Annotated in this window: 24 protein-coding genes; 9 read left to right on the top strand and 15 right to left on the bottom strand. The window is 58.8% G+C overall.

Annotation, left to right across the window (positions count from 1 at the left end; genetic code table 11):
* Positions 1–65: 65 nt before the first annotated feature.
* Complete coding sequence (gene pbpC, locus EE949_RS03865) at positions 66–2,378, top strand: peptidoglycan glycosyltransferase PbpC (RefSeq protein WP_122663200.1); 2,313 nt, start codon at positions 66–68, stop codon at positions 2,376–2,378.
* A gap of 7 nt (positions 2,379–2,385) precedes the next feature.
* Here the strand turns inward: pbpC and EE949_RS03860 are convergent, their stop codons facing one another.
* From EE949_RS03860 to EE949_RS03830, 7 genes are all read right to left on the bottom strand, one after another.
* Positions 2,386–3,156 (bottom strand): response regulator transcription factor, encoded by a 771-nt coding sequence (locus EE949_RS03860; protein ID WP_122663049.1) that lies wholly within the window; start codon positions 3,154–3,156, stop codon positions 2,386–2,388.
* Positions 3,157–3,699: 543 nt separating this feature from the next.
* Positions 3,700–4,257: a DUF4136 domain-containing protein gene (locus EE949_RS03855; RefSeq protein WP_122663047.1), complete on the bottom strand. Its 558-nt coding sequence runs from the start codon at positions 4,255–4,257 to the stop codon at positions 3,700–3,702.
* A gap of 18 nt (positions 4,258–4,275) precedes the next feature.
* On the bottom strand, positions 4,276–4,902 hold the full coding sequence (locus EE949_RS03850) for a DUF4136 domain-containing protein (protein ID WP_122663045.1): 627 nt from the start codon (positions 4,900–4,902) through the stop codon (positions 4,276–4,278).
* An 86-nt stretch (positions 4,903–4,988) separates the two neighbouring features.
* Positions 4,989–5,738 (bottom strand): methyltransferase domain-containing protein, encoded by a 750-nt coding sequence (locus EE949_RS03845; protein ID WP_122663043.1) that lies wholly within the window; start codon positions 5,736–5,738, stop codon positions 4,989–4,991.
* Positions 5,735–6,040 carry a nucleotide pyrophosphohydrolase gene (locus EE949_RS03840; RefSeq protein WP_122663040.1) on the bottom strand — a complete coding sequence of 102 codons (306 nt, stop codon included), beginning with the start codon at positions 6,038–6,040 and terminating at the stop codon, positions 5,735–5,737. The genes EE949_RS03845 and EE949_RS03840 overlap by 4 nt, the downstream gene beginning before the upstream one ends.
* 102 nt (positions 6,041–6,142) lie before the next feature.
* Complete coding sequence (locus EE949_RS03835; RefSeq protein WP_122663038.1) at positions 6,143–7,441, bottom strand: TIGR03862 family flavoprotein; 1,299 nt, start codon at positions 7,439–7,441, stop codon at positions 6,143–6,145.
* Positions 7,442–7,673: 232 nt separating this feature from the next.
* Positions 7,674–8,591 carry a histone deacetylase family protein gene (locus EE949_RS03830; protein WP_122663036.1) on the bottom strand — a complete coding sequence of 306 codons (918 nt, stop codon included), beginning with the start codon at positions 8,589–8,591 and terminating at the stop codon, positions 7,674–7,676.
* A gap of 123 nt (positions 8,592–8,714) precedes the next feature.
* Between EE949_RS03830 and EE949_RS03825 the strand changes: the two genes are divergently transcribed.
* The 3 genes from EE949_RS03825 (at position 8,715) to EE949_RS03815 (ending at position 10,836) form a co-directional block, all read left to right on the top strand.
* The gene (locus tag EE949_RS03825; RefSeq protein ID WP_122663034.1) at positions 8,715–9,284 is read left to right on the top strand and encodes a GNAT family N-acetyltransferase; all 570 of its coding nucleotides are present in this window, start codon (positions 8,715–8,717) and stop codon (positions 9,282–9,284) included.
* An 86-nt stretch (positions 9,285–9,370) separates the two neighbouring features.
* Positions 9,371–10,240, top strand: a complete 870-nt coding sequence (gene tesB / locus EE949_RS03820; RefSeq protein WP_122663031.1) for an acyl-CoA thioesterase II — start codon at positions 9,371–9,373, stop codon at positions 10,238–10,240.
* Complete coding sequence (locus EE949_RS03815) at positions 10,237–10,836, top strand: HAD family hydrolase (protein ID WP_122663029.1); 600 nt, start codon at positions 10,237–10,239, stop codon at positions 10,834–10,836. Before tesB ends, EE949_RS03815 begins: the two co-directional genes overlap by 4 nt.
* Positions 10,837–10,955: 119 nt before the next feature.
* On the opposite strand, the gene EE949_RS03810 is transcribed toward EE949_RS03815, so the two are convergent.
* The 6 genes from EE949_RS03810 to EE949_RS03785 all read right to left on the bottom strand — a co-directional run bounded on the left by EE949_RS03810 (position 10,956) and on the right by EE949_RS03785 (position 17,137).
* Positions 10,956–11,942 (bottom strand): alpha/beta hydrolase, encoded by a 987-nt coding sequence (locus EE949_RS03810; protein WP_122663027.1) that lies wholly within the window; start codon positions 11,940–11,942, stop codon positions 10,956–10,958.
* A 4-nt stretch (positions 11,943–11,946) separates the two neighbouring features.
* Positions 11,947–12,825 carry a KPN_02809 family neutral zinc metallopeptidase gene (gene ypfJ / locus EE949_RS03805; protein WP_122663024.1) on the bottom strand — a complete coding sequence of 293 codons (879 nt, stop codon included), beginning with the start codon at positions 12,823–12,825 and terminating at the stop codon, positions 11,947–11,949.
* Positions 12,826–12,987: 162 nt separating this feature from the next.
* On the bottom strand, positions 12,988–13,932 hold the full coding sequence (locus tag EE949_RS03800; RefSeq protein WP_122663022.1) for a LysR family transcriptional regulator: 945 nt from the start codon (positions 13,930–13,932) through the stop codon (positions 12,988–12,990).
* Between the two features lie 71 nt (positions 13,933–14,003).
* Complete coding sequence (locus tag EE949_RS03795) at positions 14,004–15,533, bottom strand: tripartite tricarboxylate transporter permease (protein WP_122663020.1); 1,530 nt, start codon at positions 15,531–15,533, stop codon at positions 14,004–14,006.
* On the bottom strand, positions 15,530–16,063 hold the full coding sequence (locus tag EE949_RS03790) for a tripartite tricarboxylate transporter TctB family protein (RefSeq protein WP_122663017.1): 534 nt from the start codon (positions 16,061–16,063) through the stop codon (positions 15,530–15,532). The genes EE949_RS03795 and EE949_RS03790 overlap by 4 nt, the downstream gene beginning before the upstream one ends.
* Before the next feature lie 60 nt (positions 16,064–16,123).
* Positions 16,124–17,137: a Bug family tripartite tricarboxylate transporter substrate binding protein gene (locus EE949_RS03785; RefSeq protein WP_122663015.1), complete on the bottom strand. Its 1,014-nt coding sequence runs from the start codon at positions 17,135–17,137 to the stop codon at positions 16,124–16,126.
* Positions 17,138–17,591: 454 nt separating this feature from the next.
* Here EE949_RS03785 and EE949_RS03780 point away from each other — a divergent pair, with 454 nt between their 5' ends.
* The 5 genes from EE949_RS03780 to araD1 all read left to right on the top strand — a co-directional run bounded on the left by EE949_RS03780 (position 17,592) and on the right by araD1 (position 23,605).
* Positions 17,592–18,941 carry an MFS transporter gene (locus EE949_RS03780; RefSeq protein ID WP_122663013.1) on the top strand — a complete coding sequence of 450 codons (1,350 nt, stop codon included), beginning with the start codon at positions 17,592–17,594 and terminating at the stop codon, positions 18,939–18,941.
* Positions 18,934–19,890, top strand: a complete 957-nt coding sequence (locus EE949_RS03775; protein ID WP_122663011.1) for an amidohydrolase family protein — start codon at positions 18,934–18,936, stop codon at positions 19,888–19,890. Before EE949_RS03780 ends, EE949_RS03775 begins: the two co-directional genes overlap by 8 nt.
* The gene (locus tag EE949_RS03770) at positions 19,887–20,891 is read left to right on the top strand and encodes a 4-hydroxythreonine-4-phosphate dehydrogenase PdxA (RefSeq protein ID WP_122663008.1); all 1,005 of its coding nucleotides are present in this window, start codon (positions 19,887–19,889) and stop codon (positions 20,889–20,891) included. Before EE949_RS03775 ends, EE949_RS03770 begins: the two co-directional genes overlap by 4 nt.
* Before the next feature lie 380 nt (positions 20,892–21,271).
* Positions 21,272–22,447, top strand: coding sequence for an L-rhamnonate dehydratase (locus tag EE949_RS03765; RefSeq protein ID WP_122663006.1), 1,176 nt, complete (start codon positions 21,272–21,274; stop codon positions 22,445–22,447).
* Between the two features lie 162 nt (positions 22,448–22,609).
* Complete coding sequence (araD1, locus tag EE949_RS03760; RefSeq protein ID WP_122663004.1) at positions 22,610–23,605, top strand: AraD1 family protein; 996 nt, start codon at positions 22,610–22,612, stop codon at positions 23,603–23,605.
* Positions 23,606–23,740: 135 nt separating this feature from the next.
* On the opposite strand, the gene trmA is transcribed toward araD1, so the two are convergent.
* Both trmA and EE949_RS03750 read right to left on the bottom strand, forming a co-directional pair.
* Complete coding sequence (gene trmA / locus EE949_RS03755; RefSeq protein WP_122663002.1) at positions 23,741–24,832, bottom strand: tRNA (uridine(54)-C5)-methyltransferase TrmA; 1,092 nt, start codon at positions 24,830–24,832, stop codon at positions 23,741–23,743.
* Positions 24,829–26,124 carry an NCS2 family permease gene (locus EE949_RS03750; RefSeq protein ID WP_122663199.1) on the bottom strand — a complete coding sequence of 432 codons (1,296 nt, stop codon included), beginning with the start codon at positions 26,122–26,124 and terminating at the stop codon, positions 24,829–24,831. Before EE949_RS03750 ends, trmA begins: the two co-directional genes overlap by 4 nt.
* Positions 26,125–26,716 lie beyond the last annotated feature (592 nt).

The raw sequence follows: 26,716 nt of genomic DNA, 5'->3' as shown, positions 1-26,716 counted from the left end.
TCAGGTCAATCGCGTCCAGCCTTATCGCGGGCAAGCACCGCTCCCACAGGTTAGTCACACAGTGCCTGTGTGGGTTCATCGCCGGGCTGGCATTGATCATCGCACTACTATGGCTCGCCGACCGTATCTGGCCGCTGCCATTACCCAAGGATGATCTGGCGCGTGTAGTACTGGCCGAAGACGGTACGCCGTTGTGGCGCTTTGCTGATGCCGAAGGCGTCTGGCGTTATCCGGTGTCGATCGATCAGGTCTCGCCTTATTACGTCGAAGCGTTGCTGACTTATGAGGATCGCTGGTTTTACAGCCACCCCGGGGTCAATCCGCTGTCTTTGGTCAGAGCAACATGGCAGAACCTCAGGGGCGCACGGGTGGTATCCGGGGGCAGCACGTTGTCGATGCAGGTGGCACGGCTGCTCGACCCGCATGCGCGAACCTTGCCCGGTAAAGTGCGGCAACTGTGGCGCACGATGCAGTTGGAGTGGCACCTGTCCAAGGACGAAATTCTCACCCTCTATCTCAATCGCGCGCCGTTTGGCGGCACCTTGCAGGGTGTCGCTGCGGCCAGTTGGGCATATCTGGGTAAATCGCCCCGGCAACTGACCCGCTCCGAAGCAGCGATGCTCGCTGTGCTGCCACAGGCACCGAGTCGCTTACGCCCGGATCGCCATCCGCAACGGGCGCAGGAGGCACGGGACAAAGTGCTCAAGCGTCTTGCGCAATTCCAGGTCTGGCCGCACAACGCAGTGGCCGAGGCGCTGGAGGAGCCGCTGTTACTGGCCCCACGACAGGAGCCAAGTCTGGCGCCGCTACTGGCGCGGCGTTTGAATCGTCCGCACAGCCCTCCTTTGATTCGCACCACGCTGGATGCTGCTCTGCAACGCCGCCTTGAGGATTTGTTACTGGGCTGGCGCGCTCGCTTGCCGGAGCGAACGTCGGCGGCGATTCTTGTTGTCGAGGCGCAAAACATGGCTGTACGCGCCTACGTCGGCTCGGTGGATATCAACGATGCCAAGCGTTTTGGTCATGTGGACATGATCAGCGCTCTGCGTTCGCCGGGTTCTACCCTCAAGCCCTTTCTGTACGGGCTTTCGATGGATGCCGGGCTGATCCATTCCGAATCCCTGATGCAGGACGTGCCACGCCACTATGGCAACTACCGCCCCGGTAACTTTGCCACCGGTTTCAGTGGCGCGGTGGCGGCCAGTTCGGCGCTGTCGATGTCGCTGAACTTGCCCGCAGTACAGCTGCTGGAAGCCTATGGGCCGAAGCGTTTTGCGGCGGAGTTGCGCAACGGGGGTGTGCCGTTGACCTTGCCGCCGCTGGCCGAGCCGAATCTGGCGATGATCCTTGGCGGCGTAGGCAGCCGTCTGGAAGACCTGGTTGGCGGTTACAGCGCATTCGCCCGGGCTGGACGCAGTGCTGATATTCGTCTGCAACCCGACGCCCCGTTGCGTGATCGGGCCATGATGTCGCCGGGCGCAGCGTGGATTATCCGCAAGATACTCAGTGGTCAGGCACGCCCGGACCTGGACCCGCATGCGGAACTGGTACAACGTCCGCAACTGGCCTGGAAAACCGGGACCAGTTACGGTTTTCGGGACGCATGGGCCGTGGGTGTCGGGCCACGCTTTGTGGTCGGTGTGTGGATTGGTCGCCCGGACGGCACGCCGGTGCCGGGGCAGTTTGGCCTCGCGTCAGCTGCGCCATTGATGCTGCAGGTTCACGATGTGCTGGCGAATCGCGACAGTCAGCGAGGGATCGCGGCTCCGATCCAGCCGGTGCCTTCAAGCGTTGGGGTGGCGGCGATTTGCTGGCCGCTCGGCCAGCCCATGAGCAAGAGTGACCCCAACTGCCGCAGACAACGGTTTGCGTGGACCCTGGACGGCACCACGCCACCGACCTTGCAGGCAACCGACCAGCCATTGGGATTGGGTCAACAGGAAAAAATCTGGGTCAACTCGCAGGGTTTAAGGGTTGCAGCCGGATGCCCCGGAGCACGGCCGCGAGAGCTGATTTTGTGGCCTGCTGCACTGGAGCCGTGGCTGGCCCGTGCGGAACGCCGTGAAGTGCGTCTGCCCCAGGTTGACCCGACGTGCCCGCCGCAAGGGCTGAGTCTTGCGCCGCCGCTGACGATTGTCGGCGTGCGTGACGGTGATCATCTGCGCTTGCCCGCTGGCAGTCGGCAAGTGTTGCGGCTCAACGTCTCAACCTTGGGGGGCAGCGGTCGTCGCTGGTGGTTTATCGACGGTGTGCCAATGGCTGACACCGCGAATCAGGACAGCTTCAGCCCAACCCTGACACGGCTCGGCCGTTATGAGTTGAGCGTGCTGGATGAAAGCGGCCAGACGGCACGAGTGGTATTTGATGCCGTCGATTGAGCTGAATCTAGTGAGCCGCATCTCGCACGCGATTTGCTCCGCTCGGTGACATCGCCAGCGCCAGTTGTGTGCGGTTGTGCATATGGGTCAGGCGCAACACTTGCGAGACGTAGAGCTTTACGGTGTTTTCGGTAATGCCCAGCTTGCAGCCGATCTGGTAGTTGGTATGACCTTTGGCGACGAGTCGGGCTACGTCCTGCTGACGAGGGGAGAGTGGGGCAAAAAGCACTGAAAGGTCCACCTCTTCCTCGGCGCCTTGCTCCGCGCTGGGTGCGGCAGGAGACGGACGAACCCGGTCCAGGTCTTCATACAGATCATCGATGGAGGCCGCCAGAAACCGCAGCTTTTCATTGAGCTCGCCCAGTTGGCGGAAGCTTTTCTGCCGTTCATGCAGCACCGCCTCTTGCCGTTGCACGCCTTCCAGCAATTCGTTCAGGTTCACTGGTTTCTGAAAGTAGTCGGCAACACCCGCTCGCAAGGCTTTTATCACTTCCTGTTTGTCGTCGTTGGCCGTCAGCGCAATGGTCTCGAAAACGCGCTTTTTACCGGCGACCAGTTTCAGCGCTTCCACCAGTTCCACACCATCGGATTTAGGCATGTGCAGATCACACAAAACGATGCCTACCGCTGGATCGTTGCGGAACTGTTCCAGTGCTTCTTTGCTTGAGTAACTGGCAGAGCACTCGTAACCACTGTTTTGTAAAAACTCGCTCAGCTCGCTCACCACTGAGGGCTGGTGGTCGACGACAAGTACCTTGACTGAAGAATTCGTGTTCACGCGCCACTCCCTGTCTGCGAAATACAAAGCGTTGTGAGAATTCAACTCACGCCTTATCGATACGATTATTTTTCGTATAGGTCATGTGTTCCCCAAGACCTCTTACTACCGTAGTCAGACTTTGGCGTTATGTACATAGTGTTAATCGTGTTTACGACTAGTGGGTATTTTCTTTCTGGTCGAGGCCAGGAAGTGTGGGGTTTTCTTGACGTCGACGGTGAGCGCCAATACGTTGGCTTTTTTCAGAACACGCCATAACCATCTGAATCAAAAGGATCTTGTGGGACCGTATTCATCCGGGAAGTGGCCAGTGAAATCCCCCTCATTTTTCGCCAGTAGTACCGCTTTCCCGGATGAATCCGGTCCCTCAGGAACTCGGTTGCCGCGATGTAACGTCATGTCAGTAAGTATGTTTTTTTTGACGCTTTATCAGTTTTGAGGAGGGATGTGATTTAACGCATTGAAGTAACGAGTACTTATTCTTGATGAGTTTTTATTAAAAAGGGCCGGCATTGCCAAGCCCTCTGCAACTAAAACGCGGCCTCAACGCGGTGGATACTGCTCCAGAATTTTCGCGACTGTTTGGCGAATCGCCGTCTCGCGCGCATTGGGGGCATTGTCCTGGTTGAGGATGCGCTCAGTGCTGCCACGCCAGACTAGCTTGCCGTCTTTGCCGTCAAACAGGTCGATCTGCAGGGTCGTCACTTTGTAGTCCACGCTGCGAGTTTCGGTCATTGGCGCGTTCCAGTAACCGTAGCCACCCCAAGGTCCCCAGCCGCCACCGTAATTGGTGCTGACCAGTTGCTGACGATTCTCCATGATTAGCCAGGCTTGTACTTTCAGGTCTGAATGTGCGCCCGACGCGGCCAGGCGTAAACCGTGCTGGTCGAGTTGTTCGCCGACCGACTGGCGAATGCGCTGATCGGTGAGGTCGCTCTTGATCCGTGGATCATCCGGTTGATACTGCACACCGGGCTCTTTCCAGCTCCAGCTTCGGTACCCGCCGAAGTCACGACTGGCGTCGAAATCACGATTGATCTGGTTGGTTTGACAGGCACTGAGCAGCACTAACAGGGACAGTAGAGCGAGACGGCGAAACATGGCAGTTCTCCGAAGATGTCAGGAAGGAGGATACGCGCTCAATGCTTTTTGCACAGCCTGACGCAGGGCGCTGGACCGATCTGATTGATCGCTGCCGTTTCGTGTCTCGGCGCTTGCGCTCCACACCGGCTGGCCATTGCGGGCGTCAAACAGGCTGATGCTGACGACCACCACCTGTTCCTGATAAGTCCGCACGATGGGGACGCTGGCATAACCGCCATAGCGGTTGCCATACGGGCCGTGGCCATAACCGATGCCGCTGCCGCCGTAGTAAGGATCGTAATAGTCGTCACGAACCTGCCGGGTACGGACTTCCATCCGGGTCTGCGCGCTGACCTGGAGATCTGCGGGCTGGGTGTTTTGGGCCGGGCGCAGCCCTCGTTGGTCCAGGCCATTGCTAACGGCCTCGGCGATTTGCGCTGAATCAGCCCAGGCTGAGCCGGGTGGCAGTTGGTTATTGCGCCACGTCCAGTTGCGATAGCGCCCGTAGTCGCGAGGCGGGGCAGGGTAGGCGCTCATGTCCACCGTATTAGCCGCTTGCGCGGGGGCCGGTGGCAGAGGGCTGGAGTCAGCGCGATAGGGGTTATCGGTCTGGCAGGCAGCCAGCCCGAGGAACAGCGTGAGCAATCCGAGGCGGCGTTTCATCATGGCCTCCGCAAAGTGGCCTTCGAAGACAGGAAGCAGCGATCATTCACGCCAGGCTGCCTGTGATCAGTCCGGCGCTTATCGAGTCAGAGTGGGCGGCACACCCAATGCAGGTAGCGGCCCAGCCCGGCGTAGGCAGGATGCCGACGATGAGCCAGTTCCATTTCCAGCAAGTCCGTCAGTTCGGCTCGTGCCTGAAACTCCACAGGCATGTAGTCGTGAAACACTCTGACACCGCTTTGGGTTTCGACACGCCACAAGCCTTCAAGTTGCGCTGCCAATTCACGCGGATCAAGTGGTTGTTGCGGCGTCAGGCTTTGTTTCTCGCCGGCCATGTCGTTCTTGCGCATTTTCTTGAAGTGACCCTTGAGCAGGTTGCGGTAGATCAACGCGTCGCGGTTGTAAAACGCCAGGGACAGCCAGCCATCGGCTTTGGTCAGTTTGTGCAATACCGGCAAGATCGTATGGGGTTCGGCCAGCCATTCCAGTACGGCGTGGCACAGCACCAGGTCGTAAGGTTCATGCAATTGGTGCAACAGCTCCTGCCAGGGCGCCTGAATGAACGTGGCGGCCTGGCCGGCGTCGGCAAATCGTTGGCGGGCCCCTTCAAGCATCGGCGCCGCCGGTTCTGCAAGCGTGACGTCATGACCGCGTTCTGCCAGCCATAACGACATGTGGCCCAGCCCGGCGCCAATATCCAGCACCCGCAACGGACGTTCCGGCAGCGCTTCTGTGAGATCCGCCTGAAGTACTGCGAGGCGGATTGCACCCTTGGCACCGCCGTAGATTTTTTCGGCGAAGCGCGTCGCCAGCTGATCGAAGTGGCGATCACTCATTTGGCGAACCTGCGTTCACTGTCGGCCAGTTTGCTGCGGACCACCGTGTCCATGTCGATTCCCAGTTCGCTGCATAGCAGCAGTAAATAAAGAATGATATCGCCCACTTCCTGACCAGCATGTGCGAGTTTCTCAGGCTCAAGCTGGCGGGACTGGTCTTCAGTTAGCCACTGAAAAATTTCGACCAGCTCCGACATTTCCACACTGGCAGCCATGGCCAGGTTTTTCGGACTGTGAAACTGCTTCCAGTCATTTTGATCGCGGATGCGGTGCAGGCGTTGGGTGAGTTCTTCTAGGTTCATGGGGTGTCCTGAATCATTGTGTTGTGTCCGTCGCCGTGCGGTCGTGCATCTGGCCGGGAACCTGTGGGAGCTGGGCTTGCCGGCGATAGGGCTGCACGCGGTTCACTTTAGATCGAGTCCAGCCCTATCGCGGGCAAGCCCAGCTCCCACAGGGGAATTGTGTTGAGTCTCCTTCAACCACTCCAGAACCCCCAACCCCGCTGCCTTGCCGCTGGCAAAGCAGGCTGTGAGCAGGTAGCCGCCGGTGGGCGCTTCCCAGTCGAGCATTTCGCCGGCGCAGAATACGCCCGGTAATTGCTTGAGCATCAGGCGCTGGTCCATGGCTTCGAAGGTTACACCGCCTGCGGTACTGATGGCTTCGTCCAGCGGGCGAGCCTTGATGAGCTGGAGCGGCAGGGCTTTCAAAGCCATGCTCAACTGAGCAGGGTCGTCGAAGGCTTCACGCGGGGCCAGCTCTCGCAGCAAGGCGGCTTTCACCCCATCAATCCCCAGCTGGCTGTGTAAATGCTTGGACATGGAGCGTGAGCCGCGAGGTTTTTCGAGCGCTTTTTGTAGGGCAGAAGGTGTTTTGCCGGGGAGCAGATCAATCAGGATGGTTGAGGCACCGTACTGATTGATCTCTTCGCGGATTTGCGCCGACAGCGCATAAATCAGGCTGCCTTCCACACCTTTGTCGGTGATCACGCACTCACCCAGACGAGGCGTCTGGCCGCGTAGGCCGATGCCGATGTTCTTCAGCGGTGCGCCCGCGAACTTGCTGCGCAGCAATTCACTCCAGCCAGTCACTTCAAAACCGCAGTTGGCGGCCTGTAGTGTCTTTAGGTCAACGCCACGCTCGGCCAGCAGCGGCCACCAGGCGCCGTCCGAGCCCAGCCGCGACCAGCTTGCACCGCCCAGGGCCAGCAACACTGCATCGGTGCTCAACGTTGTTTCGCCTTCAGGGTGCGCGATACGCAACTTACCCGCAGCGTCCCAGCCGAGCCAGCGATGCCGCGTATGGATCGTGACGCCGCTATCACGCAAGCGCTTGAGCCAGGCACGCAGTAGCGGCGCTGCTTTCATGTCGGTGGGGAATACACGCCCTGAACTGCCGACAAATGTTTCGATACCGAGGTTGTGAATCCATTCGCACAGGTCATCAGCGCCAAAACTGCGTAGAAGGGGGGCGATGTCGCCAGACCGTTCGGCGTAGCGGGACAGGAAGGCCGGGTAGGGCTCGGAATGGGTGATGTTCATGCCCCCGACGCCCGCCAACAGGAACTTGCGACCCACTGAAGGCATGCCGTCATACAGATCGACTTTGAGGCCGGCCTGACTCAACACTTCGGCCGCCATCAAACCAGCAGGGCCACCGCCTATGATGGCGACTGAGGGAGTGGTGATCGGTGTGAAGTCAGTCATGGCGAGGTGCATATCTTTACGGTTTGGTCGCGCATTCTACCCGCACCGTGCCCCGGTCGCTCTCACCAAACAACACGTAATTACTGATGTTGGAACGCAGGCCCTGTGGGAGCGGTGCTTGCCCGCGAATGGGTCAACCTTATTCACAGGCATGCACCCAGTCATCGTTTATCGCGGGCAAGCACCGCTCCCACATGGATAGCGTTTGCTGCACGGCAGCGCTGTGTCAGGGTCACAAGCCCTCCGACACCCAGACCCGCTGCGCGCTGTGATGCAGAATCCCGTGCCGCCGCGCCAGGGCCTGGCGGTCTTTGCTGTAGCCGCCGCCAATCACGCCCATGACCGGGATGTTGCGCCCGATACAGTGGCGCAGCACGGCTTCATCGCGGGAAGCCACTCCTGAGTCGGTCAGCTTCAGATAGCCCAAGGCGTCATCCTGATGGACATCGACGCCCGCATCGTAGAGCACCAGATCCGGCTGATAGAGCGGCAACAGGTAGTTGAGCAAGTCATCGACGACTTTCAGGTATTCGTCGTCGCCCATGCCCATCGGCAGCGGGATGTCCCAGTCGCTTTGCGCTTTACGCGCCGGAAAGTTCTTTTCGCAATGCAGCGAGACGGTAATCGCGTCTTCGGTATCAGCCAGAATCCGCGCCGTGCCGTCGCCCTGATGCACATCGCAATCGAAGATCAGTACTTTGTCGACTCGACCGCTTTGCAGCAGGTACTGACTGATCACCGCCAGATCGTTGAAAATGCAGAACCCGGCGGGGTAATCGTAATGCGCATGGTGGGTGCCGCCCGCCAGATGACACGCCAGACCATGCTGTAGCGCCTGTTCAGCGGTCAGCAGTGAGCCACCCACCGCGCGTACCGTACGTCGCGCCAGATCCTCGCTCCAGGGCAGGCCGAGGCGCCGCTGATCTTCACGGGACAAGTCGCCTTCCATATAACGGCGTATATAAGAAGGGTCATGAGCCAGTGCAAGAATGTCGTTCGGACAGATTTGCGGACGCAGCAAAGCGTCGTCGCTGGTCAGACCACTGTCGATCAGGTGGTCGTGCAGCAAGCGGAACTTGTCCATGGGGAAACGATGGTCAGCCGGGAAGTCCGGGCTGTAATCCTCGTGATAGATGAGCGGCAGGGACATTTTGCGTCCGGTCAGGGGTCGAAGCCGGATAGTGCCAGCATTGCCCCTGAAGGCCCAGCTTTGTGGCTCAACGCAAGGCTACACTGGCCGACACAATGACTGAGCGGTTAATGGAGAGAACCGATGGAGCCGATACTCAAACTCGAGAGTGCGCGATTGTTGATGCGCCAATGGCGAGACGACGATTTAGCCGCATTTGCCGACATGTGCGCGGATCCTCACGTCATGCGCTATTTCCCGGAGCCTTTGAGTCGTCTGGAAAGCGCTGCACTGATCGGTCGCGTGCGTGGGCACTTCGCCGAGCTGGGCTTCGGATTGTGGGCGCTGGAGCGCAAGGACACCGGCCAGTTCATTGGTTTCACCGGGCTGGGCGTGGTGAATTTTGAAGCGCATTTCACCCCGGCGATTGAAATTGGCTGGCGTCTGGCCCGGGAACACTGGGGGTTTGGTTATGCCAGCGAAGCGGCCTGGACGGCTCTGGGGTGCGGTTTTGAGCGCTTGGGGGTGGATCAGATCGTTTCGTTTACGGCTCAGAGCAATGAGCCGTCGCAAAAAGTCATGCAGGCCATCGGCATGAGCACCGACGCTGCCGACAACTTCGACCACCCGCAGTTGCCCGCCGGTCATCCTTTGCAGCCGCATGTGCTGTATCGCATCACTCGCCAACAATGGCTGGATACGCTGCAAGCTTGAGGGGGCTGATGGCGTTAATTTCTGTATTATTTCAGCTTGTGTCACGCGTGTAGCGACGGCGAACGGTTTTGTGTGAGGAGTAATGAATGAGCCAAGTGTTGGATGATCTGGTTGCGCTGTTGAGCCTGGAACCGATTGAGGAAAACCTGTTCCGTGGTCGTAGTCAGGACCTTGGCTTTCGCCAGTTATTTGGTGGTCAGGTATTGGGCCAGTCGTTGTCGGCTGCCAGCCAGACTGTCGAAGATGCGCGGCATGTGCACTCGTTGCATGGGTATTTCCTGCGTCCGGGCGACGCCGGTCTGCCGGTTGTGTATCAGGTTGATCGAGTGCGCGACGGCGGCAGTTTCAGCACGCGTCGGGTGACTGCCATTCAGAAGGGTCAGCCTATATTCACCTGCAGCGCTTCGTTTCAGTACGACGAGCAGGGCTTTGAGCACCAGACCTCGATGCCGAAAATCGTCGGTCCGGAAAACCTGCCTTCGGAACTTGAATTGATGCAGCAGCGCGCGCATCTGATCCCGGAGAACATGCGCGACAAGATGCTCTGCCCAAAACCGATCGAGTTTCGCCCGGTCACCGCTGTCGATCCCTACAATCCGCAGCCCACTGAAGCGGTGAAGTACATCTGGTTCCGTACCGATGGCTCGCTGCCGGAAGTCCCGGCGCTGCACAAGTATCTGATGGCTTACGCTTCTGACTTCAACCTGCTGACCACTTCGTTGCTGCCCCACGGCAAGACGGTCTGGCAGAAAGATATGCAGGTTGCCAGCCTTGATCACTCGTTGTGGTTTCACGGTGATCTGCGGGCGGATGACTGGTTGTTGTACGCGATGGACAGTCCATGGGCGGGCAACTCCCGTGGTTTCTCCCGTGGCAGCGTGTACAACCGCGCCGGGCAACTGGTGGCTTCAGTCAGTCAGGAAGGCCTGATCCGGCACCGCAAGGATTGGGCATGAGCCTGCCCGGAATCAGCCACTGGGTGTTCGACATGGACGGTACGCTGACCGTTGCCGCTCATGACTTCCCGGCCATCAAGCGTGCACTGGATATCCCGCAGGATCATGACATTCTCGGGCATCTGGCCGCGTTGCCTGCCGATGTCGCCGCGGCCAAACATGCCTGGCTGCTGGAGCACGAGCGGGAACTGGCTCTTGCGTCGAAAGCTGCGCCCGGCGCGGTGGAGCTTGTTCGGGAGTTGGCCGGACGTGGTTATCGGCTGGGCATTCTGACCCGCAACGCCCGGGAGTTGGCCCATGTGACGCTGGAGGCCATCGGCCTGGCCGACTGTTTTGCGGTCGAAGATATTCTCGGTCGCGATGAAGCCCCGCATAAGCCTGATCCCGCTGGCTTGTTGCACTTTGCCAATGCGTGGCAGGTACCAGCCTCACAGATGGTTATGGTCGGTGATTACCGCTTTGACCTGGACTGCGGCCGCGCTGCCGGTACCAAAACCATTCTGGTCAACCTGCCGGAAAACCCTTGGCCGGAATTGGCGGACTGGCATGCGCAGGATTGTGGTGAGATCAAGGCTTTGCTGAGTGACTTGAGTTGAAATGCAATCCCTGTGGGAGCGGTGCTTGCCCGCGATAAACGATAACGCGGTGTGTCTTCCAGCCGCGTCTTATGTATCGCGGGCAAGCACCGCTCCCACAGGATTAAATCTGCTTCAGATCAAAAATCCTTGAACAACACCGCCTGCCCCTGCGCTGATGTGAAGATTCCATCGCCGCTGTGGCCGACATTCGGCACCACGATCAGGCGCTGATTAAGGCCCTGTGGATGGCGTTTCTGCAGGTACTTGAAGTAGTTCTCGCCACGCTCCAGACGTTGTGCGCCCTGTGCTTCTGCGCCGCAAGTCTTGTCCAGAGCAGGGTGTTTCGGATCGGTGTCGTGCTGACCGAGCAGGTAGGTCACGTCACGTTTCACGTAATCGTCTTCAATGTCAGCGGTTTTGACTTTGCCCGCATACGGCGGCATCCCGTTCAGGCCGTATTTCCACTCGTTGAAGCCCGGGCAATTGGCTTTGTTGACCGGCATTGGCCGCTCAGTATCGAAATAGGCATAAGACGAAGGGTTGGCAATCACGTAGCGCAACTTGATGCCTTCTTTTGTCAGCAGCACATCCTCTTTGCCGCCCAGCATCACGTAACGCTGGACCACTTGCGCGCCACCGGAATGCCCGGCGATAACGATTTCCTTGAGGTTCGGGAACAGCTTGCTGTCGCTCAGACGGCGCAGAATATGGTCGATGACCAGAAACGAACTGACCGGTTTGGGCCCTACAGAGTTTTCGCCCGCCATCCACTGGTTGCCGTGCCAGCGCAATATGTTGTCGCCCAGGTGGTGCGCGGCAATGTCCTTCTCATCCAGGAATTGCGGCGCGATCAGCAGGGTCTTGGTGCGTTGTTTCGACTGATTGGCGGCGCGTTCGATACTGCGCAGGTAAGTCGGCGCATTACGCAACCGGCCATGCAGCACGATCACTGCACGCTCGATCTGGGGACGAGGCTGTTTCCAGTTCAGGCTCAGGCCAAGCGTCGCCTGGGCGCCATTGATAGTCAGGCGCTCCGGGCTGATGGATTTGACCGCCTGATCCTCGGCGTGAGCGTTGAAACTCAGAAGGGTGCTTAACGACAGGATCAGTAGCGGTTTTATCATGTGATCAGAGGCTCTTGGCGGCGAAGGTGTCGCACTGGTTGAGTTGACCCTGGGCAAAGCCGGTTTTGAACCAGCGAACCCGTTGGGCGGACGTCCCGTGAGTAAACGAGTCTGGCACTACGCGGCCTTGACCCTGTTGTTGAAGGCGATCATCGCCAATGGCGTTGGCCGCATTCAAGGCTTCTTCAATATCACCCGGCTCAAGCCAGTTCAAACGCTTTTGTGCGTTATAGGCCCAAACGCCTGCCAGACAGTCGGCCTGAAGCTCCTGGCGAACCAGCAAACCGTTGCTGCCTTCCATGCGCTGGCCACTTCGGCGGGCGGCATCGACTTTTTCAGAAACGCCGAGCAATGTCTGCACATGGTGACCTACTTCGTGAGCAATCACATAGGCCTGAGCAAAATCCCCCGCAGCTTTGAAGCGTTGTGACATTTCGCGGAAGAACTCCATGTCCAGATAGACCTTCTGGTCAGCGGGGCAATAAAACGGTCCGCTGGCCGATGTTGCAAAGCCGCACGCAGACTGCACCTGGCCGCTGAACAGCACCAGCGTCGGATCTTTGTATTGGCGGCCGCCCAACTGGAAGGCTGCACGCCAGGTGTCTTCGGTATCGCCGAGAATCGCCCGGACGAACTCTGCCTGCTCGTCATTGGCGGGCGGGGCCTGGCGCGTCTGGGTTGAAGTTGGTGCCTGAGTTGCCTGGCCGGTGAGCTGGCCGAGAATCTGCATCGGGTCCTGACCGGTCAACAGGCCGATAGCCACGATGATGATCACGCCACCGATACCAAGTCCCTTGCCGCCAATGCGCATCCCACCGCCGCCGCTACTGCCGTCACGTGCGTCCACGACGTTATCGCTGCGCCGACCCTTTTTCCATAGCATGTGGGAACCCTCTTCTTATCCTGTAAGGAGTGTCGCTGCTACCCACACATCGCGCCAGTCTGATTGTCAGACGCATTAGCTGAATGGGAGTTGAACGACGTACATCTAGCGCAGGAGTAGAGAGGGGCAGAGGGTAATTAGTTCGCGTCTCGTCTGGAGTAATCAGGCGCGAGCAACCCGGTGCTCACCTTTGACCGAGTTCATGAACGCTTGCATGGCTGATGACTGGATGCGATGGCGGCGTGTGATCAGCCCGTATGGCGGCAGGCGCGCTTCGAATTTGATCGGCAAGACTGCCAGCAAATCGCGTCCCGGATAGTCCTCGACCACTGACACCGGCGTTACACCCAGCATGTCGGTCTGTTGGACAAGTGACAGCAAGGTCATGATCGAGGTGGTTTCAACAATACTGCTGGGGATGTCGACGCGTGCGTTGTGGAACACCTGATTGATGATCGAGCGCATCGGACTTGGGTGCTGTTGCAGGACCCAGGTCATGTTCTGCATGTCGGCCCAGCCCAGATGAGTGGCGTCGGCCATGGGATGATTGGCGCCCGCGACCACACAAAGTTCTTCTTCGCCCAAACTGTCGAACAGGAGTTCTTCAGCGCGTGCGCCGCCAGGAATCCGGCCGAGCACCACGTCCAGTTGGTCCTGTAACAAGGCCTGAACCAGCACATCGCTGGTATCGACCTGAATACTCATAGACAAACGCGGATGGCTTTTCTTCAGTTCGGCGATGGTGCGAGTCAGCAGTCCGGACGCCAGGGCGGGGATCGCCCCGACTGCCACTCGGCCGAGGTTGCCGGACTCCAGCGCTACCAGTTCCTCACGCATGCCGCTCAATTCTGCAAACACCATGCGCGCGTAATAGATGACGGTTTCGCCGAACTGCGTAGCACGCATGCCTCTTGGCAGGCGCTCAAACAGTTCGACGCCGAGCAGGTCCTCGGCCTCGTGGAGCATTTTGGTCGCGGCGGGCTGAGTCATACCGATATTGTCCGCTGCCCGACGCAGCGACCCCAACTCCTGAAGCGCCAGCATCAAACGCAACTGGCGCAGGCGCAAGCGGCTGTGAATGACGTTGGCATCAGGAATTCGGGTCATGGTCGACGCTCGCAGGATAGTCTGGGGCTGAGCCTGACAAGAAATGCCAGGGCTTACTAGCCCCTTACTCTTCACTGAGCTGATTTCACTTTGGCGGCGTGGCGAGTGCGCCAGCCCAATGCGTTGCGAATCCCGCTGGAAATCAGCGGCCAGAACAGCATTACCATTGCCGCGGTGGTCAAACTGCCCACCAGCGGGTTGGACCAGAAAATACCCAGTTGCCCATCGGAGAACAGCATCGACTGGCGGAAGGCGTCTTCAGCCTTGTCGCCCAATACCGCCGCCAGAACCAATGGTGCAATCGGGTAGCCAAGCTTTTTGAACAGATAACCCAACGCGCCAAATACCAGCATCAGGCCGACGTCGAACAGCGAGTTATGCACCGAGTACGCACCGATGGCGCAGATCATGATGATGATCGGGGCAATGATCGAGAACGGTATGCGCAGTATCGAGGCAAACAGTGGCACGGTTGCCAGCACCACGATCAGGCTGACGACATTACCCAGATACATGCTGGCGATCAGGCCCCAGACGAAATCATGCTGCTCAACAAACAGGGTCGGGCCAGGGTGCAGACCCCAGATCATCAAACCGCCCATCATCACTGCGGCAGTGGCCGAGCCAGGGATGCCCAGCGTCAACATAGGCAGCAGAGCGCTGGTGCCTGCTGCGTGGTCAGCCGTTTCCGGTGCGATCACGCCTTCCACTTCACCCTTGCCAAAGTTGTCGCGGTTTTTCGAGAAGCGCCGCGCCAGGCTGTAGCCCATGAAGGACGCAGCTGTCGGACCGCCCGGGGTGATGCCCATCCAGCAGCCAACCAGCGTGCTGCGCAAAATCGTCAGCCAGTAACGCGGTAATTTCGCCCATGTACGCAGAATCGTCATGGGCGTGATGCGCGCATGCTCGCCACGGAATACCAGGCCTTCCTCTACAGTGCAGAGAATTTCACCAATACCGAACAGGCCGATCACTGCCACTTCGAAGCTGATGCCGGTCATCAGGATCGGTTGATCGAAGGTCAGGCGCAGGTTGCCGGAAACGGTGTCCATGCCGACGGCCGCCATGGCAAAGCCGATCATCATCGCGACCACGGTTTTCAGCGGCGGGTTCTTGCTCATGCCGATGAACGTGCAGAACGCCAACAGGTACACCGCGAAAAACTCCGGTGAACTGAAGGACATGGCGAATTCGGCAATCCGCGTCGACAGAAAGGTCAGCAACAGCACGCCAGCCAGTGCGCCGATCAGTGCCGAACTGAACGCGGCGGTCAGGGCTTCGGCTGCGCGGCCGTCGCGGGCCATGGGGTAACCGTCAAAGGTGGTCGCCACCGATGACGGCTCGCCGGGAATATTGAACAGAATCGAGGTGATCGAGCCGCCGAACAAGGCCCCCCAGTACATGCACGATAAAAGGATGATGGCCGAGACTGGCGACATGGTGAAGGTCAATGGCAGCAGCAACGCCACGCCGTTTGGGGCGCCGAGGCCAGGCAATACGCCGACCAGGATGCCCAGCAGCACACCGACCACCATCAGACCGATGTGCCCAGGGGTGAGGATCAGGTTCATACCGTGCAGCAGGGAATCGAACTCAGTCATTGCATCGATCTCCCGGCCAACGCGAGCCAGTCACCTACCGGGCCAGCGTCCAGAGGCACCTTGAACCACAAGGCAAAGATCAGGTAGCTGGCCAGGACAGCGCCGCCAGACACCGAGCAGATCATCAGTTTGCCGTAAGGCTTGGCCCGGACCCGGTCGCGCCACATAAACCAGGCGATGAACACCGCCGACGCCATGTAGATACCGGTGAACGGCATGGCCGCGACAAACAGTGCGATGGGGATAAACACCGATAACACTTGGGCGAACTGTGTACGACTGACGAACGCGACGCTCAATGCCTGCCAGCGAATCAGGGTCAGGATGATGTTACCCAGGCTGGCGCAGCTCAACAGCAGGCCAATGTAGAAGGGGAAGTAACCTGGCTCGGGACCGGCGTCTCCCCAGCCAATGCCCTGGTCGAGGCTGCCGTACATCACGACTGCGCCGATCAACAGGGTGAACAGCGCGAGGCCGAACTCGACCCAGCGAGTGCCGACCAGCGCAGATGTTTCAGAAGAATGGGGCATGGAACACCTCCGGATATAACTGCCGGGCGAACACCCGGCAGTGGGGCCTGATCAGTCAGTTCACTCGCGCAACCAGCCAGCGTCCTTGAACACCGGGGTAACGCGGGCCGTGTCCTGCTGGATGTAGGCGCTCAGTTGCTCGCCTTCGAGGAAGGTCGGCACCAGTGCGTTCTGTTTGACGTAGGCCTTGAACTCAGGCGCTTCGGAGACTTTGCGCATCAATTCGGTATAGAACGCGCGTTGTTCGGCAGTCACTTTGCCGGGCATGAACACGGTACGCGGGAAGCGATATTGCTCAACGCCCAGCCCTTGCTCGTGGCAGGTCGGTACGTCGGCCCAGGATTTGTCCCCGGCGACTTTTTCGGTGTAACCCATGCGCTCTTTACTGAATACGCACAGCGGCTGGACCTGATCACCGCGCCACTGGCTGATGCTTTCGCTGGGGTTGTTCACGTTGGCGGCGATGTGTTTGCCAGCCAGTTGTGTAGAAGCTTCGCTACCGCTTTTGAACGGGATGTAAACCAGTTTGCTGCCCGTGGTTTTATTCAGCAGCAAGGTCAGGGTCTGATCCACGTCTTTGGACTGGCTGCCGCCCATGCGCAGTTTGGACGGGTCGGCCTTGACCGTCTCGTAGAAGCTCTTGGCGTCTTTCCACGGTGCGTCTTTGTAGGTCCAGAGAATGAAGTCGTCTTCAGCAACGGCGGCGACCGGGGTCAGCTCTTGCCATTGATAACCGAGCTTGGAGACCAGTGGCAGCAGGTAAATGTTGTTGGTGCCGATCACCAGCTTGTCTGCATCGCCTTCGGACATTTTGAGGTCCAGAAATGCCTCGGCGCCGTTGCCGCCGCCTTTGTTGAGCACCACGGTGTTGACGTCCAGCAGCTTGTGAGTGGTGATGATTGACTGGATCAGACGACCGAGCTGATCAGTCCCGCCACCTGGGCCGCCAGCGACGATGATTTCAACGTTCTTGTCGGGTTGCCAGGCATTGGCCAGAGCGGGAAGAGTGCCGGCGCAAACGAGTGAACAGCCGAGCAGAAAACGGGACGCGCGTCGAAGGGATGCGGTTCGCATGATGATGAAACCTCTATTTCTTGTAATTGTTTTTTGAGCGATTTGCCTGATGCAGGGACCGGCAAATCTTGGGTCGAGTGTGGGAAGCTATCGCGGCGGCGTCTACTCAAAACATTGGATACACCGATAGCCTGGGGTTATCGGTTGGCGAGTTTGGAGGCGTGTCAGTGATATCTGGGGATAAAGGTTTTTCTGGGCTGCCGAAGAAGTCGGACTGTAGGAGTGAGCTTGCTCGCGATGGCGTCCAGTCAGTTCATGTTGAAGTCGACTGATAGATCCAATCGCGAGCAAGCTCACTCCTACAGTTTCAATGTTTGCCAAGAAGCCATGTGGTCTTAGCGATATCCAAGGGTTATCACCGTATGTATTTTTTTGATTAGACGGTTATCGGTTCGCCTCTGATAGTGAGCGCCACAGCAACACCTACAAAAACAATAAAAACGAGGTAAGCACCATGGATCGTTCCAGTGCCCCCTTGCATCTGTCTGACGCAGGTGCCTCTGCAGCTACCGGCAATCCGGCAGTCGCCACCACAGCGCGAGCCACTTCGGTGCGCTGGCGGATTTTTGCCATCATCTTTCTGCTGACCATGGTTAACCTCATCGACCGGGTCTCCCTGTCCATCGCCATGCCGACCATCGCCAAGGAATTCGAGCTGTCGCCGAGCATGCAGGGCCTGATCCTCAGCAGTTTCTTCTGGGCGTATGCGCTGTTGCAGATTCCCGGTGGCTGGATGATTGACCGATTCGGTCCGCGTCGCGTCATCACCTGGTCCACCGGTTTATGGGGGACTTTCCAGGTCTTGGCAGGCTTCGCTACGGGCGGCGTTTCGCTGCTGTTTGCACGGATGTTTCTCGGGGCGGCGGAGGCGCCGTTGTTTCCTTCGGGCGGCAAGCTGATTTCCCTGTGGCTGGCCCCCAGCGAGCGCAGCCGTGGCGCCGTGATGATGGACAGCGGTAGCCCGCTGGGCGTAGCGCTCGGTGGTTTGATCATTGCTTATCTGATTGCAACGCTGGACTCCTGGCGTATGGCGTTCGTCATCGCAGGGGTCGCGACCTTGTTGTTGGGCTGGGTTTCCTGGCGTTATCTGCGTGATGATCCATCGGTGCACCCGCAGGTCAATCAGGCCGAGCTGGACAAGATCAATGCGGGCCGCGCCACGCCTGCCGCAGAGGCCGCGCGCGCGCCGGTCAAAGGTCTGGGCATTGCTGCACGTTCGCTGACCGGCTTGCTGGTCGGACGCTCCAGTTGGGCGATGGTTTATTTCGGTTTGCTGACCTGGGGGCCGAGCTATCTGGCTCAGGCCCGCGGTTTTGATATCAAGGGCATTGGCGCAGCAACCTTCGTGATCTTCATTTGCGGCGCGCTCGGCTCGCTGACCGGTGGTTTTCTGTGTGACGGCCTGATTCGCAAAGGCGTGCGCCGAGGGCTGGCGGTCAAAGGTTTGCTGACCTTCTCCGGGCTGATTGCACTGGCTGCGCTGGTACTGTTGCCGACCCTCACTGATCCGTTTGCGGCCGTCGGCCTGTTGGCGATGACGGCGTTCTTTCTGATGTGGGGCAGCTTGTACTGGAGCTTCCCGGCCTTGCTCGCTGCACCGGCCCGAGTCGGTCTGATCGGCGGTGTGATGAACCTGGCGGGCAGTATCGGCGGGATCTTCGTGCCGATTCTGGTCGGAGTGATCCTGCAGTTCTTCGGTGGCTTCGGTGCAGTGCTCGCATTCTTTGCCTTCTGCGCGGCACTGTTTGTTTTGGCCACCTTGTTTATCAGCCTGGATGGGCAACAGGAGGTGGCGGATGTCTGAGTTGTGGAGCGGGCCGATTGTCGATGCCCACCATCATTTCTGGGATCCGCAGGTCAATCATCATCCGTGGCTGGCCCCGAAAGCCAACATCCCGTTTCGCTACGGTGATTACTCCGCGATCAAACGCCGTTACTTGCCGCCAGAATATTTCGGCGATGTGGGCGAGCATCAGGTGGTGCAGACCGTCTACGTCGAAACCGAATGGGATCCGCGTGACCCGATTGGCGAGACGCGCTTCGTCGAGCAACTCGCCGCACGTTACGGGGTGCCCAATGCGATTGTCGCGCAAGCGTGGCTGGATCATTCGGATGCAGTGGATCTGTTGCGTGCTCAGGCGTCGTTTCAATGCGTGCGCAGCGTCAGGCACAAGCCTGGAGGGCCGACATCACCTGAGCAGGTGGGGTCGCAACTGAGCCTGATGAGCGACGAATACTGGCGGCGTAGCTTTGCCGTTCTGCACGGGCTGGGCCTGCATTTTGATTTGCAGACGCCCTGGTGGAATCTTCCTGAAGCCGAGCGGCTAGCCCGGGATTTCCCGCTCACCACGATCATTCTCAATCATGCCGGGCTGCCGTCTGATCGCAGCGAGCAGGGATTGGCCGGTTGGCATGCCGCCATGAGCCGGTTGGCCGAGCAGCCTAATGTCGTGGTGAAGATTTCCGGTCTTGGGCTGCCAGGCAAACCTTGGCGCGCCGAGGACAACGCGTGGATCGTTCAGGAAATCATCGCAATGTTTGGCGCAGACCGGGCGATGTTCGCCAGTAACTTTCCGGTCGACAGCCTGTGCGGCTCGTTTGACGACATCTACAGCGGCTTCAAACAGATCGTTCGCGATTTGCCTGTCGCCGACCAGCAACAGCTTTTTTACAGCAACGCGCGACGTATCTACCGTTGCGAGCCTTCAGCCACTGCACAGACGTGGCCCGAACAGATGAGGAATCAAGCATGAGCAAGACCCGAATTGCGATGGTACTGGGTGACCCGGCAGGCATTGGTCCTGAGTTGATTGCCCGCCTTCTGGCCGAGCCACAGGTGCGCAGCCAGGCGCAGGTGATCCTGATTGCCGACGAAGCCGAAATGCAGCGCGGCATGCAGATCGCCGGTAAGGAATTTCCTTATCGCCAGATTGAGTCCCTGCAAGACCTGAACTTCACCGACGACACGCCGCTGTTCTTCAACTATCGCGGTGACGCGGCAGGAGAGTTCCCGCGTAGCGAATCGAGTGCCATCGGCGGCCGTTATTGCCTCGACACACTGAAAATTGCCGTTGAGCTGACTGCTGCCAAAACCACCGATGCGGTCTTGTTTGGCCCGCTGAACAAGACCTCGCTGCACATGGCAGGTATGGCGCACAGTGACGAGCTGCACTGGTTTGCCGAACTGTTGGGTTTCGACGGGCCGTTCTGTGAGTTCAACGTGCTGGATAACCTCTGGACTTCCCGCGTGACATCTCACGTGGCGCTGTCCGCGGTGCCGGGCATGCTTAACCAGAATCGTGTGGTTGAGGCGATCCGTCTGATTGACACGGCGCTCAAACGCAACGGCCTGGAGCGTCCACGCATCGGCGTTTGCGGCCTCAACCCGCACAACGGCGACAATGGCTCGTTTGGCCGTGAAGAGCTGGACATCATTGGCCCTGCCGTGAAGACCGCGCAGGATCAGGGCATTGCCGCGGATGGCCCGTACCCCGGCGACACGATTTTCCTCAAGGTGCAAGGCGATGCCAGTGCCTTTGATGCGGTGGTGACCATGTATCACGACCAGGGGCAGATCGCGATCAAACTGATGGGCTTCTCCCGTGGCGTGACGGTGCAGGGCGGCTTGCCGATTCCGATTACCACGCCCGCACACGGCACCGCGTTTGATATCGCCGGGCAGGGCAAGGCCAATGTCGGCGCGATTCGTCAGGCGTTTGAAATTGCTTGCCGGATGGGGCGACATTCTTACTGATTCAACCGAAACTTTTTTGCCGCAGACCGGTTTTCTCAACGGTCTGCGGTTTTTTATTTAACGAGGATCTGTAGGAGTGAGCTTGCTCGCGATAGCGTTGTTTCAGTCACCAGATTTAGCGACAGGTATACCAAATCGCGAGCAAGCTCACTCCTACAGGATCTCTGTTTTCTTCGCGATAGAATTTTGGGCGCACCTATAACTCTCGCGCCCAACATCCCTCCAAACCGATCACCCCAAGCTATCACTGGATACGCATAAGTGATTAGCCGACACCTCTCGCAGCTGGCTAAATTTCCCCATCGACCTGTCGATCAACAACTACAAAAAGCCGGTCCCGCGCCATGCAGGACATACCGGCACATAAGGAAAAGCAGCCCATGAAAATCAAAGCGATCCGTACCCGTGTCTTCGAATGGAAAGGCAAAGTCGTACCCCCTCAAGCGCACTTCTGCACCAACGCCAGCGATATCCTTTTCGAACGTGGCGACGCCATGGGTTCGTTCCGTTTCCATGGCTGGCTGGTCGTCGAAGTCGAGACTGACAGCGGTATCGTCGGTATCGGTAACTGCGCTTTGGCCCCGCGTGTGGCCAAAGAAATCATCGACACTTACCTGGCCCCCATCGCCATTGGCGAAGACCCGTTCGACAACGAATACATCTGGCAAAAAATGTATCGCCAGAGCCACGCCTGGGGCCGTAAAGGTATCGGCATGGCGGCTATCTCGGCCATCGACATTGCCATCTGGGACATCATGGGCAAGGCGGTGAACAAGCCGGTCTTCAAGCTGCTGGGCGGCCGGACCAAGGAAAAAATCTGGACCTACGCCTCCAAGCTCTATGCCAACGACAACCTGGATCTGTTCCTCGAAGAAGCCCAGGGTTACCTGAATCAAGGCTTCACCGCGTTGAAAATGCGCTTCGGTTATGGCCCGAAAGACGGCCCTGCGGGCATGCGCCGTAACATCGAACAAGTGCGGGCCCTGCGCGACCTGGCGGGCCCGGACGTGGACATCATGCTTGAGTGTTACATGGGCTGGACCCTGGAATACGCCCGCCGCATGTTGCCGAAACTGGCAGAGTTCGAGCCGCGCTGGCTCGAAGAGCCGGTGATCGCTGATGACATCGAAGGTTATATCGAGCTGAAGAAGATGGGCATCATGCCGATCTCCGGCGGCGAGCACGAATTCACCTCGTACGGCTTCAAGGATCTGCTGGAGCGCCGCGCTGTAGACGTGATTCAGTACGACACCAACCGCGTCGGTGGTATCACCGCCGCCCGCAAGATCAACGCCATGGCCGAAGCGTGGTCAGTGCCGGTGATCCCCCATGCCGGGCAGATGCACAACTATCACCTGACCATGTCCACTACCGCCTCGCCGATGGCCGAGTTCTTCCCGGTATTCGACGTCGAGGTGGGTAACGAGTTGTTCTACTACGTGTTCAAGGGCGAGCCGCAGCCGGTCAACGGGTATATCCAGCTGGACGACAACAAGCCGGGCCTGGGGCTGGAAATCTCCGATGAGTACCTGAGCGATTTCAACATTATCGAGTAATGCTCGATTGTAGGAGTGAGCTTGCTCGCGATCTGCCGGGAACCGGCAGCAAAAGCGGTAAATGTGGTGTGTCAGGCGGAACCGAATTGTAGGGTTTACGACTGCTGCGCAGCCGATCGCGAGCAAGCTCACTCCTACAGATCTAATTCTGTGGAGATAACCATGCGCCTTATCCAATTTGAAACCCAATCCGGTCAACGCCAGGTCGGCGTCGTCGACGGTGACCGGGTCAACGTCGTACGTGAAACCCAAAGCACCCGCGAACTGGCTCTTACAGCCATTCGCGCCGGTAAAAGCCTGGCCGATGAAGTGGCCAGTCGTGGCACCGAGCCCGGTTCGGCTTACGCCTCTCTGCTGCAAAACCAGCAAGTCCTGCCGCCGCTGGATCATGAAGATCCGGCGCATTGCCTGATCAGTGGCACCGGCCTGACTCACTTGGGCAGCGCTTCGGCACGGGACAAGATGCATCAGCATGACGGTCAGGTCGAAGCGGGCATGACCGACACCATGAAGATCTTCAAGTGGGGCATCGAGGGCGGCAAGCCTGCGGCCGGTCAGGTCGGTGCTCAACCCGAGTGGTTCTACAAAGGCGACGGCAGCATCGTTGTGCGGCCCGGGGCCGATTTTCCGGTGCCGTCATTTGCTGAAGATGCGGGCGAGGAACCGGAGCTGACCGGACTCTATGTTATCGGCGACGACGGCCAGCCGTATCGGTTGGGTTATGCCTTGGGTAACGAGTTTTCAGACCATGTCATGGAGCGCCGCAATTATCTGTATCTGGCACATTCCAAACTCCGTTATTGCGCGTATGGCCCGGAGTTGCGGGTTGGCGAACTACCGCGTCATCTGTCCGGCATGAGTCGGGTTTTGCGTGACGGGCAGGTGCTCTGGGAGAAGGAGTTCCTGAGTGGCGAAGACAACATGTGCCACAGCCTGGCGAACCTTGAGTATCACCACTTCAAGTACTCGCAGTTCCTGCGTCCGGGAGATGTGCACATTCACTATTTTGGCACCGCAACTTTGTCGTTTGCCGATGGCGTGAAGACTCAACCCGGTGATCGTTTCCAGATCAGCCTTGATGAATTTGGCGCACCGCTGGAGAACGGGATTGGTGAGGGGCCTAAGGCTGTGGGGATTGGGCAGATAAAGGCGTTGTAACGAAGGTTAGGTAAAACACCCGTGGGAGCGAATTCATTCGCGAAGAGGCCAGTACATTCGATACCTGTTTATCGTCTGTTCTACCGTATTCGCGAATGAATTCGCTCCCACAGGGTATGTTTCCAGAGGAAAGGATTAGCGGCGTACCAGCAACACCCCGGACTCCATATGGTGCGTATACGGAAACTGATCAAACAGCGCGCAACGCTCGACACGATGCGTGTCGTTGAGTTGGGCGATGTTCGCGGCCAGGGTTTCCGGGTTGCAGGAGATGTACAGGATGCGTTCGAAGCGGCGAGTCAGCTCACACGTGTCAGGGTCCATACCGGCGCGAGGCGGGTCGACGAAGACGCTGCCGAAGTCGTAGCTTTTCAGGTCCACGCCATGCAGACGGCGGAACGGACGCACTTCATTGAGGGCCTGAGTCAGCTCCTCCGCCGACAAGCGCACCAGCGTGACGTTATCCACAGCGTTGTCGGCCAGGTTGCTCAATGCCGCGTTTACCGAAGTCTTGCTGATCTCGGTCGCCAGCACCTTGCGCACGCGGGTCGCCAGCGGCAGGGTGAAGTTACCATTGCCGCAATACAGCTCCAGCAAATCATCTTCGCGATCACCCAACGCGGCGTAGGCCCAGTCGAGCATCTTCTGGTTCACGGTGCCGTTTGGCTGAGTGAACGCGCCTTCAGGTTGACGGTAACTAAAGGTGCGACCGGCGACCTCAAGTTCTTCAGTCACGTAGTCACGACCGATCACCAGACGCTGGCCTTTGGAGCGGCCAATCAGGCTCACGTCCAGCTCGGTGGCAAGCGTTTCTGCCTCGGCCATCCACTCATCGTCCAGCGGGCGGTGATAACACATCGTGATCATCGCATCGCCCGCCAGCGTGGTCAGAAAGTCCACCTGGAACAGCTTGTGGTTGAGCACCTTGCTGGCTTCCCAGCGGTCGCGCAGCACCGGCATCAAGGCGTTGATGCGCAGGCTGGCGATAGGCAGACCATCAAGCAGGATCGGGTTCTTGTTGTCGCCCGGTGTGAACATCGCGTAGTGACGCTTCTGGTCTTCGCGCCACAGGCGGAACTCGGCGCGCAGCCGATAGTTGGCCGTAGGCGAATCGAAGACTTGAGGCTCGGGCGCGTCGAACGGCGCGAGCAGTTCACGCAGGCGGTCGACTTTGGCCTGGAGCTGACTGTCGTAGCTCGCAGGATCGAAAGGAATGCTTGCACTCATGCAGGGAACCAACCCAATTTGATAACGAACAGAATCGACAGGATAACCAGCGCCGGATTCAGCTCACGCCACCGGCCTGACAACAATTTGATGCCCGTCCAGGCGATGAAACCAAAGGCGATGCCATTGGCGATGGAATAGGTGAACGGCATCGCCAGTGCAGTGATCACGACAGGCGCTGCAACCGACAGATCATCCCAGTCGATTTCGGCCAGACCGGAGGTCATCAGCACTGCAACGAACAGCAACGCAGGAGCTGTGGCAAACGCCGGAACACTGCTTGCCAAAGGCGCGAAGAACAACGCCAGCAGGAACAGGACGGCGACGACGATGGCGGTCAAACCGGTACGGCCGCCCGCACTCACGCCAGCCGCTGATTCGATATAACTGGTGGTGGTCGAGGTGCCCAGCAGCGAACCGGCCATGGCGGCAGTACTGTCGGCAATCAACGCACGGCCCATTTTCGGCATGTGGCCGTTCTTGTCCATCAGCCCGGCGCGTTTGGCGACGCCGATCAGGGTGCCGGAGTTGTCGAACAGATCGACGAACAGGAAGGCGAAGATCACGCTGATCAGGCCGACATCAAAGGCGCCCTTGATGTCCAGCTGCAGGAAGGTCGGCGCCAGCGAAGGTGGCATCGAGACCACGCCACCAAATGGCGTGAAGCCCAGCAGAATCGAGACGATGGTCACGGCCAGAATACCGATCAGCACGGCGCCACGAACGTTCAGTTTTTCCAGCGCGACGATCAGGAAGAAGCCCAGTGTGGCGAGAACCGGTGCCGGTTGCTTCAGATCACCCATGCCGACCATGGTGGCCGGGTTGCTGACCACGATGCCAGCGTTGTGCAGGGCGATTAACGCCAGAAACAGGCCGATGCCTGCGGCAATCGCCGAGCGCAGCGGCAGCGGGATGCTGTTGATGATCCATTCACGGATGCGAAAGATCGACAGGATGAAAAACATCACGGCCGAAATAAATACCGCGCCCAGTGCGACCTGCCAGGTATGCCCCATGTGCAGCACAACGGTGTAGGTAAAGAACGCATTCAGGCCCATGCCCGGCGCAAGCGCGATCGGGTAGTTGGCAATGATGCCCATGGTCGCCGAGCCAATCGCGGCTGCCAGACAGGTGGCGACGAACAGCGCGCCCTTGTCCATGCCGGTTGCGCCGAGGATGCTCGGGTTGACGAACAGGATGTAAGCCATCGCCAGAAAGGTCGTGACGCCCGCGAGAATCTCGGTGCGCACGTTGGTGTTGTGTGCCTTGAGTTGAAACAGCCGTTCCAGCATGTCTGGCTCCCGGTGACGCGCCTGCGCCGTGAATGAATCGACTAGAACAGCAAAGCACAGACTGCCGAAGCGGCCCGCGGATTTTGTGCTGGTCGGAAAAAGCCGCGCATCATACCAGCCGAATGTGTTTGTGACTGCCTGCCGACGAGTGGTGTGCTTTGGCATTCTTCAGATTCCTCTGAAACAGCGCTGGACAGCGGTTCGCTGTAGATCAAATCGACTGCATCGCGGGCAAGCACCGCTCCCACGGATTTGCGCACGGTTTCAGGTTCATGATGAGCCTGTGGGGCCGACCGGGGTGGCGCTCCATTTCATTCAGGAAGGCGGCATTTCAAGCGATACATCAGTTGCGGATGTACCGGCCCCTTCGCGAATGAATTCGCTCCCACGGATTTGTGTTTGCAGGCCAACATAGAATCTCCCACAGGTCCGGCGTCAGGCTCAAATTCTTGTGTGAATCCTGGCTCACAGGCTGGCGTGGATCCTGTGGGAGCGGTGCTTGCCCGCGATACATGAGACGCGGCCAGAAGGCTCTCTGCATCATCGTTTATCGCCCAGATGCCGTTCAAACCCGTGACTGTCCACTGAATCC

The sequence above is a fragment of the Pseudomonas viridiflava genome (assembly GCF_900602065.1).
GTDB lineage: Bacteria > Pseudomonadota > Gammaproteobacteria > Pseudomonadales > Pseudomonadaceae > Aquipseudomonas.
This window is presented reverse-complemented; position numbering and strand designations above follow the sequence as displayed.

What these genes read in the sequence shown, in the direction of transcription:
- EE949_RS03835 (WP_122663038.1), bottom strand. Translation starts at nt 7,441, where the DNA reads ATGACTGACTTCACACCGATCACCACTCCCTCAGTCGCCATCATAGGC.
- EE949_RS03815 (WP_122663029.1), top strand. Translation starts at nt 10,237, where the DNA reads ATGAGCCTGCCCGGAATCAGCCACTGGGTGTTCGACATGGACGGTACG.
- EE949_RS03840 (WP_122663040.1), bottom strand. Translation starts at nt 6,040, where the DNA reads ATGAACCTAGAAGAACTCACCCAACGCCTGCACCGCATCCGCGATCAA.
- EE949_RS03845 (WP_122663043.1), bottom strand. Translation starts at nt 5,738, where the DNA reads ATGAGTGATCGCCACTTCGATCAGCTGGCGACGCGCTTCGCCGAAAAA.
- EE949_RS03795 (WP_122663020.1), bottom strand. Translation starts at nt 15,533, where the DNA reads ATGACTGAGTTCGATTCCCTGCTGCACGGTATGAACCTGATCCTCACC.
- EE949_RS03850 (WP_122663045.1), bottom strand. Translation starts at nt 4,902, where the DNA reads ATGAAACGCCGCCTCGGATTGCTCACGCTGTTCCTCGGGCTGGCTGCC.
- ypfJ (WP_122663024.1), bottom strand. Translation starts at nt 12,825, where the DNA reads ATGCTATGGAAAAAGGGTCGGCGCAGCGATAACGTCGTGGACGCACGT.
- EE949_RS03855 (WP_122663047.1), bottom strand. Translation starts at nt 4,257, where the DNA reads ATGTTTCGCCGTCTCGCTCTACTGTCCCTGTTAGTGCTGCTCAGTGCC.
- EE949_RS03765 (WP_122663006.1), top strand. Translation starts at nt 21,272, where the DNA reads ATGAAAATCAAAGCGATCCGTACCCGTGTCTTCGAATGGAAAGGCAAA.
- EE949_RS03750 (WP_122663199.1), bottom strand. Translation starts at nt 26,124, where the DNA reads ATGCTGGAACGGCTGTTTCAACTCAAGGCACACAACACCAACGTGCGC.
- EE949_RS03790 (WP_122663017.1), bottom strand. Translation starts at nt 16,063, where the DNA reads ATGCCCCATTCTTCTGAAACATCTGCGCTGGTCGGCACTCGCTGGGTC.
- EE949_RS03780 (WP_122663013.1), top strand. Translation starts at nt 17,592, where the DNA reads ATGGATCGTTCCAGTGCCCCCTTGCATCTGTCTGACGCAGGTGCCTCT.
- tesB (WP_122663031.1), top strand. Translation starts at nt 9,371, where the DNA reads ATGAGCCAAGTGTTGGATGATCTGGTTGCGCTGTTGAGCCTGGAACCG.
- EE949_RS03810 (WP_122663027.1), bottom strand. Translation starts at nt 11,942, where the DNA reads ATGATAAAACCGCTACTGATCCTGTCGTTAAGCACCCTTCTGAGTTTC.
- EE949_RS03800 (WP_122663022.1), bottom strand. Translation starts at nt 13,932, where the DNA reads ATGACCCGAATTCCTGATGCCAACGTCATTCACAGCCGCTTGCGCCTG.
- EE949_RS03825 (WP_122663034.1), top strand. Translation starts at nt 8,715, where the DNA reads ATGGAGCCGATACTCAAACTCGAGAGTGCGCGATTGTTGATGCGCCAA.
- araD1 (WP_122663004.1), top strand. Translation starts at nt 22,610, where the DNA reads ATGCGCCTTATCCAATTTGAAACCCAATCCGGTCAACGCCAGGTCGGC.
- EE949_RS03830 (WP_122663036.1), bottom strand. Translation starts at nt 8,591, where the DNA reads ATGTCCCTGCCGCTCATCTATCACGAGGATTACAGCCCGGACTTCCCG.
- EE949_RS03775 (WP_122663011.1), top strand. Translation starts at nt 18,934, where the DNA reads ATGTCTGAGTTGTGGAGCGGGCCGATTGTCGATGCCCACCATCATTTC.
- trmA (WP_122663002.1), bottom strand. Translation starts at nt 24,832, where the DNA reads ATGAGTGCAAGCATTCCTTTCGATCCTGCGAGCTACGACAGTCAGCTC.
- EE949_RS03770 (WP_122663008.1), top strand. Translation starts at nt 19,887, where the DNA reads ATGAGCAAGACCCGAATTGCGATGGTACTGGGTGACCCGGCAGGCATT.
- EE949_RS03785 (WP_122663015.1), bottom strand. Translation starts at nt 17,137, where the DNA reads ATGCGAACCGCATCCCTTCGACGCGCGTCCCGTTTTCTGCTCGGCTGT.